We start from the raw sequence: 15,679 nt of genomic DNA, 5'->3' as shown, positions 1-15,679 counted from the left end.
CTGATCATCAATAATAGTCTGAGGGAAAGAAGCATATTCTGATTTAGATCAATAATCAGATTACTTTTTTAATTCTAATACTGTATTTGAGCAGGCGCGGATTCAACCCCGAAGTGCACCACTCGCTAAATTAAGCCGCGCCTAGTAACTGTTTGAATACTACTGCTGGCTGTTTGAAGCCCAGACACTTTCTTGGTCTCGCGTTCAGGGCGCGCTCAACGTCAGCAATCTGCTTGTCAGTCACAGTACGCAGGTCTGTACCGTTACGGATGTATTGCCGCAGCAACCCGTTGAAGTTTTCGTTCAGTCCGCATTCCCATGATGAGTATGGGTTAGCGAAATAGATGTCCGTTTTTAGTTTATCCGCTACCAGCTCATGGGCGGCTAACTCAGCGCCGTTATCCGCGGTAATCGTGCGGACATGACTACGGTAGCGCCATAAAATACTAACCATAGCGCGACTCACGTCAGCCGCGGTTTTCGCTGGCACTTTGCGTATCAGATATAGCTTACTTTTGCGCTCAACCAGACTGACGATGGCACCTGTGCCGTTCTTGCCTAGTACGGTATCGGCTTCCCAATCACCGAACTGTTTCTTCTTATTCACGATGGCCGGACGACGCTCAATCCCAATCCCAATCCCAATCTGATTCGAATAATAACCCGCTTCGCACGACTGCCTTTTCGGTGATCCCGGTGACCATGTCGCAACTGCTTGAAGAGCTTGCCACCGCGCAATTTATCGCGCCGCACGAAACCGTAAATCCACTCATGGCTGACGGGATGACCAATGATTTTACCCACGCATGCTATCTGCTCAGGACTCCATTTTTGCTTCAACCCAAACTTAACAAACGTGATGGTCTGTTCTGGTATGCCGTATTTCCCTGCCTGACATCGTCGCTTGATTGCCTTGGCATGGTCGACTTCGGGCAGATAATGGTTATCCCGAATCCGGTTGCGCCCCACTTCTCGACTGATAGTGCTGTGATTCACCTACAGCCGTTTCCTAATCTCCCGGTAGCTGAAACCCTCGCGTAAGCAGGCGTCAATCTGGTATCGTTGCCCTTCGATCAACTGCTTGTAACTCATGGTGATACTCTTTTCGTCTGGCGACTTTAGAATACCACCAACGGGCAGTTGATCGTCTATCGCCAGTTAACCATGAGTGGTGCACTTATTATCTGAATTTGGGTCCACTCTTTAAAAAAATACCAACCTTGACTCATGACATTAAGAAGGCTAATTTAGCGCTGTTAGGCAGATAAGGATTCGCAATGAAATTGCATCAAGACAACAAGATCAACAGCAAGGTGGTGATTACCGCCCTGATGTTGTTTGCACAGTTGTTTTTGTTTGCCTCAGATGCGTTTGCTTTTGATAGCTTCTTCGAAAACGCTTCAGAATCACACCATGAACTGTGTGTTCAGGACTCCAGTGTGTGTCAGCCAGATAAAGATTCTGTAGACGACGCAGGCGCAGACAACTGTGACCACTGCTGCTCCTGTCACGGGCATTTTACCCATATCGTATTATTCCAAAATACTGATAGCCAGTTAGGAGCACTTGGCGAGACAGCACTTGCCGCTTACCGCACATTCCCTCCGTCTCACTTGCAACCCGGTATCGATCGTCCTCCCAGAGCCTAAATCCTAGTCATTTTTTACCCATTTAGTTACTGACCAGGATTTACAATATGAACTCTTTTTTTTCGCATGCGCGTGAGCGTATGTGCACTGTGATCATGGGTAGTGTGTTGCTATTCATATCACCAACTGCCATGAGTAAAACGATTACGCTCGAACAAGCCACACGTTTGACATTGCAGCAGCACCCGGATTTACAGCAATATCAGTCGTTGCTTGCAGCCACTAAGGCAGATAAAAAGCAGGCTAATCTCACTCCGGCTTATCACGTTGGCGTTGAAGCAGAAAACCTGCTCGGTTCCGGTGACGCATCAGGCATTAATGATGCTGAACTGACGGTTTCACTTTCCTCTGTCTTCGAGATGGGAGGAAAGCGCAATGCAAGGGTAGCTTTGGCTGACGCAAATTTATCCCTGTTACAGTCAGAACGCTATGTCGTGTCACTCGAACTGTTAAGCGAACTAACCCGGCAATATGTAAAAACTCTCGCGGCAAAAGAGCGACTTGCATTGGCGGAAACGTCTGTTTCTCTTGCTGATGAAGCCCTATCTATCGTTGAGCAGCGCGTAGAGAAAGGCGCAACCAATAAAGCTGAGTTTCTGCGCGCCAGAGCCGCACTTAATCAAGCTAAAGTCGACAAAGCATCCGCTGAAACGGCTCTGGCTATTGCCAAACAGTCACTTGCACTATTTTGGCAGGGAGATGCTGAGGCGATTGATAAAATATCAGGCTCACTTAGCAACCTTCCCGCAAAACGGCTGTATTCAGCTGTTTATCAACAGTTTCTTGAATCAGCAAATGTGGAACGACTCACCCAAGCAATCAATGTGAAAGAAGCTGAACAAAAGCTGGTAGAAAGTAATGCCAGGGCTGATATTTCATGGCGCATTGGCGTACGTCGCTCTCAGGCAGTTCAGGATACGTCTGTTGTTGCTGCCATATCCGCGCCGCTTTTTGCTGAGCAAAGGAACAAGGGCGCTTCTCAGGCTGCCTTGGCGAAGAAAGAAGCCGCGGTATTTGCCAGAGACAGTCAGATACTGGAGATAAAAGCATTACTCTTTAAAGCGCAGCAATATCTTAATTTTTCCATTGATGCCGTAAAGCATATCAACGACACCGTTTTGCCCGACCTTGAAACAGCCACCACACTCGTGCTCGAAGGTTACCAGCGAGGGGCATACAGCTACCAAGACTGGATTGCATCCAGAGATGCGTTAATACGCGCTCGTGCAAAGGTCATCGAATTAAGCGAAAGCGCGTTAGTGAACCAGTCACTCGTTGAACAGTGGACCGGATTATCCGGTCAGGCTTCTCCTACACAAGAATTCCGGAATACCCATGAATAGACTATTCGTTCTCATCTCACTACTACTTTGTCTGACTGATGCCGATGCCGCAGCAAGTGGCAAACAATCCCATGCTGCTGAATCGAAAACATTTACCAATAGCAGCGTATCCCTGACATTACGCATTCAGGATACGAAAGAGGGGGCATATTTACTGGCAGAAAGCGCTGATCGCTCGCAGCCGCTGCCACCTGACGCTCTTAATGTCACCCTCAATCGTATGGGAGGACGTCAGGAAAATATCCGTTTTGAAACCCATGAAAATGGGCTCAGATCTACAGGTTTCATCACTGAGCCGCACTCATTTCTCGCGAATATTACACTCTTACAGGGAGGAAATAGCTTTTCGTGGAATTGGAAGAAGCACGAAGCCAGAACTGAGATTGATGATGTGTACTCGAGTCAGGCTGGCGTTACCACAAAAGTCGCTACGGGCGGTGAAATAAAACAGCACACCGAGGTTTATGGTCAACTGACTATACCGCCACAACAGCGTGCCGAGGTTCACGCCCGGTTTACGGGAATTGTAGAGCAGCTCTTTGCTGATATTGGGCAGACCGTGAAAGCCGGAGAGGCAATGGCGCAGGTGCAGTCGAATGACAGCCTCCAGTCTTACGATGTGAACGCACCAATCAATGGCATTGTGGTATCGCGCAACCTGAATATCGGAGAGCTTACCAGCACGACACCGCTTTTTACGATAGTTGATACCTCAGTTCTTTGGGCGGAATTAAAGGTGTTTCCAACTCAGCGCAGTCAGATTGCTGAAGGCAAATCCGTTCACATTATCGCAAATGGTCGTCAACTCAACAGTACGATTACCAGCATTATTCCTTCTCACGAAGGGCAACCCTACCAGCTAGCACTGGTAAAAGTGGTGAACAAGCACGGTCTGCTTTCTCCCGGCGATTTAGTCACAGGCATTGTCGACTCACAACAAAAAACGGTGCCGGTAAAAATCGAAAATCGCGCCATTCAAACTCTTAACAATAAGCCGGTTGTGTTCCTGAATGAAGGCAATGCTTATCAGGCAACACCTGTAACCATAGGTTTGCAGGACGACAACTTTTCCGAAGTCGTCGCAGGGCTATCCGCCGGACAAACGTATGTTGTCGACAACAGCTACTTAATCAAAGCGGATATTCAAAAATCCGGCGCATCACACGCGCACTGATAGGGAGAGACAAATGATAGATAATATTGTTCGCCTCTCAGTTGAGCGGCGTTATCTGCTGTTAACCTTGGTGCTCGTCATCATAGGCATCGGCATCTGGAGTTATCAGCGACTACCGATAGATGCGGTGCCGGATATTACTAATGTTCAGGTTCAGATAAACACGGAAGCACCAGGTTATTCGCCCCTTGAAGCCGAGCAGCGGATCACCTTTCCGGTTGAAACTGCGTTGTATGGTCTGCCCAATTTGTCCTATACGCGGTCAATTTCACGTTACGGACTTTCTCAGATCACCGTGGTATTTGAAGAAGGAACTGACATTTACTTTGCGCGGAACCTTATCGATGAGCGGTTGGCAACGCTGAAAAGCGTTCTGCCGCCTGGGCTTGAACCTGAGATGGGACCGATTGCAACAGGGCTGGGTGAAATCTTCGTTTACACGCTGGAAGCGAAAGGCAGCGCCAAAATGCCGGACGGCTCGCCCGTTACGCCTATGGCACTTCGTGAAGTTCAGGACTGGATAATCAAACCACAACTGGCTCAGGTTAAGGGCGTGGTGGAAGTGAATACCATAGGGGGGTACGACAAGCAGTATCACGTGATGCCACATCCAGCGAAGATGCTGGAAATGGGTGTGACTATGGCAGATATCCGCAAAGCGTTGTTAAGCAACAATGACAATGCTGGAGCCGGGTATATAGAGAACAATGGCGAACAATTGTTAGTCCGCTCACCGGGCCAGTTAAAATCAATTGAGGATATCAGGAACGTTGTTGTCGGCCGTAAAGGTTCCGTGCCTGTTTTAGTCAACGATGTCGCCGAAGTGGGACTGGGCAAAGAGCTGCGCACAGGGGCTGCAACCCGAAACGGCAAAGAAACCGTGATGGGCACCGTGATGATGTTGGTCGGAGAAAACTCGCGTGAAGTTGCAGCACTCACCAATGATAAATTTCAGCAAATACAAACGTCATTGCCTGAATGGGTTAAGGCAGAGGTGGTATATAACCGCACCACGTTGGTAGACAAAGCCATCCAGACTGTACAAAAAAATCTGCTGGAAGGCGCACTGCTGGTTATCGTTATCCTGTTTTTACTGTTAGGAAACATCCGCGCCGCCCTTATTACGGCAGCTGTTATCCCTATCGCGATGATGATGACTATTACCGGCATGGTTCAGCGGGGGGTCTCTGCCAACCTGATGAGTCTCGGGGCGCTGGATTTTGGTCTGATTGTGGACGGCGCTGTCATCATCGTGGAGAACTGTATTCGCAGGCTCTCAGAGGCACAAAAGCAACAAGGGGGTATACTGGCGCTTAAAGCGCGCTTACAGGAAGTTAAAGACGCCACTATTGAAGTTATTCGCCCCAGTTTGTTTGGCGTGGGTATCATCACCGCGGTGTACTTCCCGATATTTACCCTTTCTGGCGTAGAAGGGAAAATGTTTCACCCCATGGCAACAACTGTGGTAATCGCATTGCTTTGTGCGATGGTGTTATCACTCACTGTTGTGCCTGCTGCGATCGCGGTATTTATGCGCGGAAAAATCAGCGAAAAAGAGAGCATTTTTATCCGCGGGGCGAAAGCCATTTATCGACCTGCGCTTGAGTGGGTGCTTAAGTTCAAATCGCTTATTCTGGCAGGCGCGCTGGGACTGGTTGTAGTTTGCTCATGGCTTGCCTCTACATTAGGTTCTGAGTTTATACCACAACTGGACGAGGGTGATATCGCGCTGCATGCATTACGTATTACAGGCACGGGATTAGAGCAGTCTGTTGAAATGCAGGAACTCCTTGAAAAAACCATCATCGACTTTGAAGAAGTTGACAAAGTATACGCCAAAGTGGGGACGCCAGAAGTGGCCACCGACCCTATGCCACCTAATGTCGCCGACACCTTTGTTATGCTCAAGCCCCGCTCTGAGTGGCCCACTCCAGATAAGCCTAAATCACAGCTCATTAAAGAGCTTGAGAAAGCAGTCACTGCGCTACCGGGCAATAACTACGAGTTTACGCAGCCTATCCAGATGCGCTTTAACGAGTTAATTTCAGGTGTCAGAGCCGACGTCGCGATCAAAGTGTTTGGTGATGACCTGGATACATTACTGGCATCAGCAAATTCGGTTGCATCATTGACGAAAGGTTTACCTGGCGCAGCAGATACCCGTGTTGAACAGGTAGCGGGTCTGCCTATGCTATCTGTAAATCCCAAACGGGAAGTGATGGCGCGCTATGGTCTGAACATCGACGACATTCAGTCTCTGGTTTCGACCAGTATTGGTGGTCAGCAAGCAGGCTTGATCTATGAAGGCGACCGGCGCTTTAAACTGGTAATTCGCCTACCGGAGCAACTACGACGCGACGTTCAAAAGCTAAAGGTACTGCCAGTCCCGACACCCGATGGGTATGTGCCTCTACAGGAGGTGGCCACCTTAGACGTTAAACCTGCGCCAGCACAAATCAGTCGGGAAAACGGCAAACGTCGTGTAGTCGTTACAACCAACGTGCGCGGGCGCGATCTAGGCAGTTTCGTTGCAGAGTTGCAGACTACGTTGAATGCAGACCTGAAACTACAAGATGGCTACTGGCTGGAATATGGTGGAACGTTCGAGCAGTTGGAGTCGGCAAGTAAAAGGCTGTCTTGGGTGGTCCCGGTGACGCTTGCTCTCATCGTTGGCATTCTTATACTTGCGTTTGGTTCTGTGAAAGATGCCCTGATCATTTTTACCGGTGTGCCGCTGGCACTGACTGGGGGCGTACTTGCGCTGTGGATACGAGGTATGCCGCTGTCTATTTCTGCTGGAGTAGGGTTTATCGCATTATCAGGCGTTGCAGTATTAAATGGTTTAGTCATGCTCGCCTTTATCAGGCAATTGTGGATTGAAAAAGGCAATCTCTACACCGCTGTAATTGAGGGTGCAATAGTCAGACTTCGCCCCGTTTTGATGACTGCCCTGGTAGCAAGTCTTGGCTTTGTGCCCATGGCGCTGAACACAGGCACCGGAGCTGAGGTTCAAAGGCCGCTAGCGACGGTGGTTATAGGCGGCATTATCTCATCGACTTTACTTACACTGTTCGTTCTCCCAACCTTATATCAACTGGTACACAGGAAAGCGAATAAACAGTAAAAAAATGCCCTGGGTCAAAACCAGGGCACTACAGGAGTATTTATGGGGCACTCACATTCCCATAGCTCAGAAAAAATTGGCTGGGCTTTTTTCCTCAATTTTGGCTTCACGATCATTGAGTTTATTGGAGGATGGTTAACAAATAGTACCGCCATTATGGCAGATGCGGTGCATGACCTAGGTGACACATTGTCAATTGGCAGTGCATGGTTTCTGAACAAACTTGGCACTAAAAGCGCAACGAAAGAGTTTACCTATGGCTATCGGCGGCTGAGTTTACTTGGGGCGCTGATAAATGGCATTGTTTTAATAGTTGGCTCTGCCTGGATCTTTTATGAAGCAGTGCCCCGCCTGAGTAATCCAGAGATGCCAGAAACAGAAGGCATGATTGCACTGGCTATTCTGGGCGTACTGGTCAATGGCTTCGCCGCTTATAAATTACACGGGGGTAAATCCCTTAATGAAAAAGTACTGAACTGGCATTTACTGGAAGACGTTTTAGGTTGGGTAGCGGTACTGATTGTCGCTATAGTTATGCAGTTTAAAGATTGGCCTATTCTGGACCCGATTCTTTCTATTGGATTTACGCTTTTCATTCTGTTCAACGTTATCCGAAACCTCCTCAGTACCGCGAAGCTGTTTTTTCAGGCGTCACCAGACAACAGTCTTTTACAAAACGTAACTGATAAATTGCTTGAACTTGATGCTGTGAGCGATTTGCATCACCTGCATATCTGGTCACTAGATGGTGAGCATCATGTTGCGACAGTTCACGTTGTTAGTCAGTTTGAGTCGAAAGCTGAGTACCTTGAACTAAAAGAAAGTGTATCCAACGCGCTGCAAGAGTTTGAGTTATCGCATACCACTATTGAAATTGAGCTAACCAGCGAAGAATGTCGGGATGCTGATTAATTCGATGATGAAGCACTAATTTATGGGGGCTGGTATCACTTTAGCCCCTAAAGCGTTAGCTCTTACATCCATTGCGTTTGCAAGTAACAGGTGAAGTAGTGTTGCTCCAGTGTGAAGGATGTTCGTTTGTATTTTCGCCGCACCCTGTTTTGCCACCTTTTTGACCTTTATGAACAACGCTTTCTCCGGAATTTGGTGGTGGGGTTCTACCCAGATTTTACGGACACATCCATAAGAAGGCATTCTATGCCTAGAAGGAGTGTCTATGACCAAACGAAGAAAGTATTCCCCAGAATTTAAACGCGAAGCCGTTTTACTGACCCAGCAGCCGGGTGTGAGTTGTCGCCAAATTGCACTGGATATTGGTGTTAATCCAAACCTATTGAATCGCTGGAAACGTGAAGCAGAGCAAAACAAAGACCAAGCATTTACAGGCCATGACAGTCCTCGCGATGAAGAGATGGCAAAGCTAAAAAGAGAGCTGACTAAAGTCAAAAAGGAACGCGATGTTATTGGCGAATACACATTACTACCAACCAGCAGCTTATGTCGCACCGTTTAACCATGTGTGGTGCACTTATTATCTGAGTTTGACGGAGACTGCTAATAAAATTATTGATTAGATATAAATCAATTGGATATTGTGTGGATTAAATAAAAATAGCGTGTAAGGAGTTGTTTTGGCAAGACTTGGAAGTTTAGCTCTCAATATTGAAGGAGACCTGGGAAGCGGTATTGTACTCTCACTTACTTCTCCCCCTAAAGACGATGTTGAATACTCGTACGATGGAAATGTACTTAGGTGTAAAAAAAACGTCCCTTATATTGTATGTTGTCTTAGGGAAAGGCTGGGGCGAGAAGAAACCTTGGAAAAGAGCACTTGTTCAAATCGGTTTGGACATGCTCTCGATGAAAGGTACGGAAGACCTGGTTACAAAAAAAGTAGATGAAGAGTATATGTATTGGTGGACTGACGAAGGAGAGACGATCTTTTCGCTGGTTGATACTTCTACCTTATCCATGAAGTCTGAAGTAGCTGGCATTGTGGTCCGGGACAAAAATGGAAAAGTTGTACCAAGTCCTCCACCTATGGAACAACATCACTTAGGATTCCGATTTTTCAGATATTCTCAGGTGTCAGAAGATCTATTCGGAGCCTACAGAAATATGTACTTGGCGTTTGAACACCTTTTGTCATCAAAACATCCGAAAGGCAAGGAACTAGAAGTGCAATGGCTGTCACGAGCCCTTAATTTAGTATCTGACGAGTTAAACTTAGATTCGATAGCGAATGCAAGCGAAAAAAATTCGGTCGAATTCATCATCGATGAGGTTTACCGCAATGCTCGGCTTCCGTTGTTTCATGCCAAAAATGGAAAACTATTTTTTACTCCTGCCAATGAATTAGCTGATGAAGAGGCCACTTTAAATTCTTTAGCTTTGCTTTCTCAAATAGTTACCAAAATGGCGAGTAAGTGGTTTCGCACTAGGAGGATGGGTAGTTGGTTTAACGAGAAGATATTTGAAGAGCAATACCCAAAAATGTTTGAAAATGCGATTGGAGGGTTCTCAGCCTCAAGTGTCAATTGCGTAGAGTGGAGTGAAATAGGCCTAGATCATGATGTTTTTACTTCCGGTAAAGAATTTCCGCTAAGTTATGATTGTAACTTGCACGGAAAGAAGCAGCCAAATTTAAAAGGAAGAATAAAGCTCAATCCTGCTCTCAATACCAAGATTAAGACTGTAACAATAAGGAATGATGAAAGTTTGTTAATTGGAGGCGCGGTTGATTCGCTACTAGAGCTTGACGGGATTGAATGGTTTGAGCATACCTGTCTATTGAAAACGTACCAGGGGGGGCAACCTAGGTCGTTGTTTCACAGATAGCATACAATAAATCAGTTGCTTCGGGTTCTGCCCCGTTGGACATCAGTGACTGTTCTAGGACGACTTATAATACCTTAATTTTACTCCTTCTTTTAGAAAGTCAGAGAAAAATTTCGGCTTTTACTTGAATATAAATATTGGAACATCAGATATTTATATTCAAGTCGTCAATAAATTCAATCACTGAAGGAAAACGATTTGTCTAGATGATAAAGCAAAACTCTTTGGGTATTAAACCGCGAGTACCCACTGCTTTTCAAGGAAAATTGGAAGCTCTAGAGTGTGTGAGTATGATACTTTATTGCAAGGCTAGCTCGCAGTTTATGCGTTGAGCTAAAAATAAGTATGATACTTTATTTTTTTAACCACACATTTGCAAACCAAAAATCATGGCGTTTAGACTCCCAGGGTATGAAACTTTATTACTCTCCCACAGTAGCGGTACCGTTCGGTTATGGCGCGAGGCCATAACCGAACACGCTGTCTTCCTTATTCAGCAATCCTGCTGGTAATGCCTTCCGGCGCTGCAAATCTTTTCATGCTGGCTGCTATCGAGGTCTCTTTGCGCACCACAGCCCCTGCCAATTTGTGAATCACCAGGACACCACGTTCATCAATACACCAACCAGGGTCACACGTTTGTGCTGACGATGCCTGTAAGCGTTAACGTGGCTTCGCTATTAGCCATCCGTGGTATCTTCTGCAGGGTCCTCGACTTGTTCATATACGGGGCGACAGGCCGCAATAGAAAAAGAATACCCCAATGCATTGTTCTCATCAGGTTCAGCCACCAGCATCGAATAATCGTCGATAGTCAGTACTCGCTGGTAGGGTTCCTTGGCGCAGGAAGAGTAGGAATAGGTTTCCATATGAAAGATAAACGCGGCGATCAGCTTATCAATAAAGCCATCTGTAACGACTCTCGGCGTATAATCTTCTGCAGATTGCGCGCTGTCATCAGCTTGCGCTTCGCCTGTCGAAAGTCGTATTTGAACAAGATCCTGCTCAGCAAACTCCTTTAATTTTGCTGCCCTGGCCGCTTCATCGAGGTTTCGTAGTTCTTCTAACTGTTCCTCAGTCAGATCGCTCTGGATAATTTCCAGAGGGATATTCAGCGTAAGCACCTGCTCTACGTAGGGTTTCGAAATCAGGTACAGTGCGGATATGACAATGGGCAGCAATATGATACGTAATATCATAGAGGTAAAGGCAAATGACTGATCTTCCCAATGTACGCGAACTTTAATCCGGATAAGTCGCAGAAAGCCGGCTAGCAGAAGCCACAGATTACCGGCCATCAGTAACACGCTGGACATCAACACGCTGGCAGTGAAAATCCACATTGGCAACATAATCAGGGTGGTAAAGCCCAGTGTAAATTTAAGGGGGGTGGGCTCTATACCGGCAATAATGTTGACTTTCATCGCCGCCATTGCCAACGCAAGGTTCGCTGTCGCGGCATATAGAACTAAAAGCACCCCTTTGCCCAGCATGGTGTGCCAGATACGATGGAACAAGTGCCAGATCTCGCGACTTAAGCCGATACCCGCAATAAGACCCACCCACACAATGCCTGAACCCTCCCAGTCACCCTCTTCGTTAGTAAAGAGGAAAAGGATAAATGCAGCAAAATAGGTCCATTGAGAGAAGGTGAGCAAGGCGAAGCGCTCGCGCCACGTGCGTTTTATCCTGACCTTGTTTCTGCGCTGACGAAAGGACTGAAAATAGTTTTTCAGAATATTGAATGCGCCGCCAGCAGGCGCAGATGCAGAGGGCTTTTCGGTCTTTTCAGACAGGTTGTTGTCCATAGGTCTGTCTAGTTTTTCTTTCAGTTTCACACGGTCAATGAGGGAAGTAAAGCAATGGAAAGCCCGCTAGGGGCAATGTGCGTAGTGCGATAATTTGACCGTCAAAAACCTGCGCGATTGCCGCTTTCATTAAAGATACGACTAACCTGGAAAAAACAGGCTTTTTGAAATGTTAAGAAATGCGTGCTTTGGTGCGGAGCGGTGCCTGTGCCCAAGTAAAGAGCTGAAAGGTACTGCTGTGGACTGGCTGATTGCCGAGCGGCCCAGCAAGGTTCGGGCACTAAAAGCCCCCGTAAGAATAAAACTGTGAAAGAAAGTAGTTTGTTTAAAACCTGGTTCATCAAGCATAGGCGGCCCTCTGAACTACTCTTTATCCGGCAATCAGATAGGATAGGCTATTGGCTGGCAACAAAACGCAGGACGTCCGGTAAAACGGGGTTTTTCATCATATTGTTATAAATAACCACGACCTTCTTTGTTCCTAAAAACCGGCCGGCGAAATTAGAGCCATATCCTGCTCCGCCATGCCCGACAAGCTTGTATTCTTCACCTTCAGCGGCAACGGGCATTAAACTGAAGCCATATCCATAGGGGTATTGATGCGGCGGTGGCCAGGCTCCTTCAGGGACTTCTGAAGGGAAAGAGTGAGGAGTGAACATTATTTCCCAACTCTCGCCCGATAGTAACCTGTCCGAGCCGAGTGCGGACAAAAACCTGTACATATCCATTAATGATGCTGCGCCCTGTCCAGAGCCAACGTATGCCATATCATCAATATATTCTTCTACTTTACCGTCACTGGAAAAATAGGCAGTCATATTTTTGTTATTGGTAATGGCGCTGTCTTTCATGTTCAAAGGCTCAAAAATATACCGGGATAATATGTCCTCATAATTGCCTTCACGGTACTTTTTGACAACTCTCCCCAGCAGGGTATATCCAGTGTTCGTGTAGTGAAAGCCAGAGCCAGGATCAAAATCAAGGGGTAACGAGTAGACTGCATTTATTTCTTCATCTTCCGATAGATCCCATGGTATGACACCGCGCATTTGGCTAATCAGAGAGTCCGGAATGCCGCTGCGATGAGATAATAATTGATGAATGGTTATTTCTGGTGCATTTGGATGAGCGTGCTCTGGCAGATGTTTGCTGAGAGTGTCATCAAGAGAAACTTTGTTTTGTTCAACCAGCTGCATAATCAAAATTGCGGTAAACATTTTCCCCATACTGTTTATAGCGAAACGATGTTCTGTAGTGAGCGCTTCTCCAGTATCGGGGTTCGCCAAACCTAATGCCAGTTTGTGAATATTTCCTTTGGAATCAGAATAGAGAACTCCGCCGTGGAAATCGCCATCGACATATTTTTTTATCATTAGTGCTTTGAAGTCCGTTTGTTGTTCCGAAGCAAAGCCATAGTTAAAGAGCAGCAGGAAAAACGGAATAAACGCCAGAAGAGTCTTCATGAACGACTCCATAGAGGGAAGGTTGCGCGACTCAATTTAGAATAGTTGGCGTATCAGAAAGTATCAAGGTAGCTTCTTACCCAGAGCTTGATGTGCAATCAATGCTATTGGTATCAAAATTACTATACATATAGCTAAGGGGCCTGAATGGCCACAAAAACCAGTGCGAGCAGCATAAGCTGCACGCTACTGATTCATAGTATTATTAACTATTCGGGTAAAAACTAATTACCCCAAATCTCACCAACCAGTTCCGGGTGGTCCACAAACGGGTTACGGTTGCCCTGAAAACTGTAAGCGGCATCGTTACGGTCGATTTCTTTCTGGCTTACCGGATCCTGAGCGTGCCAGCTAAGCAACATGTTCAGAAACCAGTTTTCGAACACCTGGTTGCTGGTGCCATTAAGCGCCGCATCACCGTAACTGCTTTGGTTCTCCCAGCCCGCAACCACATCTTCATAGCGGGTGGCCATGTAGAAGTACGCCCGTGCAATATCGCCTTTGAACTCGTCGATAGGCTCGAATACGGTACCGGAATAGCCCAGACCAGATGCAGCACTGCCAAGACGCGAACCGTTCGATGAGGTATAAGACGCACTGCCTACTTCACCATACGGGTAGCTGCTGCGACGTGCATTTACGTAGCCGTCAGTGGGGAAGATATGGTGCACATCAGTATTCATAGGTGAAACCGCACCGCCAAACCAGCTGCGAGGAAAGGCATGTTCACGGTTGTAGCAGTCGCTTTCACCGCTGTAAGAACCGCATTGATCGCTGCCTGCAGTGAAGTTGAACGGGTCGCCGCCAGTGGGGTTTTCAGAGTAGATATCCAGAATCGAACCGTCATTCTCATAATAGGTATCACGACCATAGGAAAGGTAGAAACTCCACAGGGCTGAATAGCTCTGGGTACTATGACTGTCGATAATATTATGCAGTTCCGATTTCAGTGCATAGCCGGTCAGGCCGTCAGCGCTGGCGTAGTAGCCGCTGAGATCTGAACCACCACCGGTGCCACCACCGGAACCCAACGTGAATGCAGTAGACTCTGACGAACCAAAGCTATCGCCGGATGCGACAGAGCTGCCGTTTACTATCAGGTTGTAGCTGCCATATCCGTAAGAGCAGCAGATGCCATCGCCGTAGGCATCGGTGATGGTGAAAGTGTAGTCTCCATCGTCGAGGCACACGGCTTCGTTATACGTGGTGTTCGATGCGTAGCTACCGCCGGATGCGACCGTCTGACTGCTGCTGTCAGTGATTTGCCAGCTGGTTTCACCGCCGTAGTTATCGGTAGTCAGCTCAAGCTCACCACCATTGGTGCTGCAGCTGCCACCGCCAGTGCCACCACCGCCGGTTGACGTCGGTTCGAATACATCGACGTACACTACTTCTGAGCCGTCAAAACCGGATACATCGTAAAAACGCAGACCCACTTCAATGTTGCCGGTGCTGCCTGCTGTGTAGTTATAGCTGACCTGTTGCCACTGCCCCGTCAGAGTGGGTGTGGAATAACCCTGATAACCATCAACGTATAAACGGGCACGCACGCCGCCTTCGGTATGGTATACCCAGGTACTGAAAGTATAGCTTTGCCCGGCACTGACGCTGACCGACTGGCGGAAGTCAGTGGAGCTTTGCGAGCCGGTGTTTACGCTAATGGCTGCCGAACTGGCACCATCATAGCTGTTAGAGGACTCGGCGACACTGATGCCAGAATCTATGGTGGTCCAGTTGTCAGGCGTACCGCCACTCCAGCTTTCGAAATTTCCATTCTCTACCTGAGCGCTAACCTGAGCACTTAAGCTCATCCCTATCAGCGCACTTAACATTGTTATCGATTTTCTCATGAATCTTCCTGTCTTGGTTAGAGGCCTGTTTTCGTCAGGCGTCGCTATTCCCTCTACTACTGAGCCCTCTGATATTTAGAAAACTCCGGGGAATTCGCAGCACTACCGTTACACAGAAATAAGTCGATTGCATGAACATTTTTTGAACATGTGGTCAGAAAAATTATTCGGTGGTATGAAAAGTAATATCTATAAATATCATTGGCTTAGTTTTGGTGCGGGGCTGGAGACTGGTTGGGCTATGCGATAGCGCCCAGAGGCGGGCGCGCGCTAAACGCGGAGTTTACGGGGAGTATGTCAGCACATCTGCATCATGCTGATGTACTGGTTTCTCTCATTCGATAGTAAGAAACAAAAAAGCGGCACGTGCGTGCCGCTTTAAAATAGCCATCTGTCCCGTCCTGAAATACGTAGACATAAAGAGGACTTCTTTATGACAACTTCAAGTAATCAAAGACCTAAGCGCACA

Annotated in this window: 9 protein-coding genes and 2 pseudogenes; 7 read left to right on the top strand and 4 right to left on the bottom strand. The window is 47.3% G+C overall.

From position 1 onward, the window contains the following. Positions 1-130: 130 nt before the first annotated feature. Positions 131-1,092: pseudogene (locus JKP77_RS06420) on the bottom strand (IS30 family transposase). 185 nt (positions 1,093-1,277) lie between these two features. Here JKP77_RS06420 and JKP77_RS06415 point away from each other — a divergent pair. The 7 genes and pseudogenes from JKP77_RS06415 to JKP77_RS06385 all read left to right on the top strand — a co-directional run bounded on the left by JKP77_RS06415 (position 1,278) and on the right by JKP77_RS06385 (position 10,089). Then, entirely contained in the window at positions 1,278-1,649 is a 372-nt protein-coding gene (locus tag JKP77_RS06415) for a hypothetical protein (protein ID WP_218310390.1), read from the top strand. Positions 1,650-1,696: 47 nt separating this feature from the next. Next, positions 1,697-2,992 carry a TolC family protein gene (locus tag JKP77_RS06410; RefSeq protein WP_218310389.1) on the top strand — a complete coding sequence of 432 codons (1,296 nt, stop codon included), beginning with the start codon at positions 1,697-1,699 and terminating at the stop codon, positions 2,990-2,992. Next, the gene (locus tag JKP77_RS06405) at positions 2,985-4,166 is read left to right on the top strand and encodes an efflux RND transporter periplasmic adaptor subunit (RefSeq protein ID WP_218310388.1); all 1,182 of its coding nucleotides are present in this window, start codon (positions 2,985-2,987) and stop codon (positions 4,164-4,166) included. The genes JKP77_RS06410 and JKP77_RS06405 overlap by 8 nt, the downstream gene beginning before the upstream one ends. A gap of 13 nt (positions 4,167-4,179) precedes the next feature. Then, entirely contained in the window at positions 4,180-7,290 is a 3,111-nt protein-coding gene (locus JKP77_RS06400) for an efflux RND transporter permease subunit (protein ID WP_218310387.1), read from the top strand. Positions 7,291-7,332: 42 nt separating this feature from the next. Beyond that, positions 7,333-8,202, top strand: coding sequence for a cation diffusion facilitator family transporter (locus JKP77_RS06395; RefSeq protein WP_218310386.1), 870 nt, complete (start codon positions 7,333-7,335; stop codon positions 8,200-8,202). A 265-nt stretch (positions 8,203-8,467) separates the two neighbouring features. Further along, positions 8,468-8,710: pseudogene (locus tag JKP77_RS06390) on the top strand (transposase); the annotation flags it as partial. A gap of 278 nt (positions 8,711-8,988) precedes the next feature. Further along, positions 8,989-10,089, top strand: coding sequence for a hypothetical protein (locus tag JKP77_RS06385; protein ID WP_218310385.1), 1,101 nt, complete (start codon positions 8,989-8,991; stop codon positions 10,087-10,089). 680 nt (positions 10,090-10,769) lie between these two features. On the opposite strand, the gene JKP77_RS06380 is transcribed toward JKP77_RS06385, so the two are convergent. From JKP77_RS06380 to JKP77_RS06370, 3 genes are all read right to left on the bottom strand, one after another. Then, on the bottom strand, positions 10,770-11,897 hold the full coding sequence (locus JKP77_RS06380; RefSeq protein WP_218310384.1) for a hypothetical protein: 1,128 nt from the start codon (positions 11,895-11,897) through the stop codon (positions 10,770-10,772). Between the two features lie 395 nt (positions 11,898-12,292). Beyond that, positions 12,293-13,360 carry a serine hydrolase domain-containing protein gene (locus JKP77_RS06375; protein ID WP_218310383.1) on the bottom strand — a complete coding sequence of 356 codons (1,068 nt, stop codon included), beginning with the start codon at positions 13,358-13,360 and terminating at the stop codon, positions 12,293-12,295. A 224-nt stretch (positions 13,361-13,584) separates the two neighbouring features. Beyond that, positions 13,585-15,210: an endonuclease gene (locus JKP77_RS06370; protein WP_218310382.1), complete on the bottom strand. Its 1,626-nt coding sequence runs from the start codon at positions 15,208-15,210 to the stop codon at positions 13,585-13,587. Between the last annotated feature and the right edge of the window lie 469 nt (positions 15,211-15,679).

The sequence above is a fragment of the Alteromonas antoniana genome, from assembly GCF_019249295.1.
GTDB lineage: Bacteria > Pseudomonadota > Gammaproteobacteria > Enterobacterales > Alteromonadaceae > Alteromonas > Alteromonas antoniana.
The sequence above is the reverse complement of the archived record's forward strand: the minus strand, read 5'-3'. Positions and strand labels throughout refer to the sequence as shown.

Bases quoted from the DNA above. Each gene is read 5' to 3' on its own strand.
- JKP77_RS06375 (WP_218310383.1), bottom strand. From the start codon at position 13,360: ATGAAGACTCTTCTGGCGTTTATTCCGTTTTTCCTGCTGCTCTTTAAC.
- JKP77_RS06415 (WP_218310390.1), top strand. From the start codon at position 1,278: ATGAAATTGCATCAAGACAACAAGATCAACAGCAAGGTGGTGATTACC.
- JKP77_RS06385 (WP_218310385.1), top strand. From the start codon at position 8,989: ATGGAAATGTACTTAGGTGTAAAAAAAACGTCCCTTATATTGTATGTT.
- JKP77_RS06405 (WP_218310388.1), top strand. From the start codon at position 2,985: ATGAATAGACTATTCGTTCTCATCTCACTACTACTTTGTCTGACTGAT.
- JKP77_RS06395 (WP_218310386.1), top strand. From the start codon at position 7,333: ATGGGGCACTCACATTCCCATAGCTCAGAAAAAATTGGCTGGGCTTTT.
- JKP77_RS06380 (WP_218310384.1), bottom strand. From the start codon at position 11,897: ATGGACAACAACCTGTCTGAAAAGACCGAAAAGCCCTCTGCATCTGCG.
- JKP77_RS06400 (WP_218310387.1), top strand. From the start codon at position 4,180: ATGATAGATAATATTGTTCGCCTCTCAGTTGAGCGGCGTTATCTGCTG.
- JKP77_RS06410 (WP_218310389.1), top strand. From the start codon at position 1,697: ATGAACTCTTTTTTTTCGCATGCGCGTGAGCGTATGTGCACTGTGATC.
- JKP77_RS06370 (WP_218310382.1), bottom strand. From the start codon at position 15,210: ATGAGAAAATCGATAACAATGTTAAGTGCGCTGATAGGGATGAGCTTA.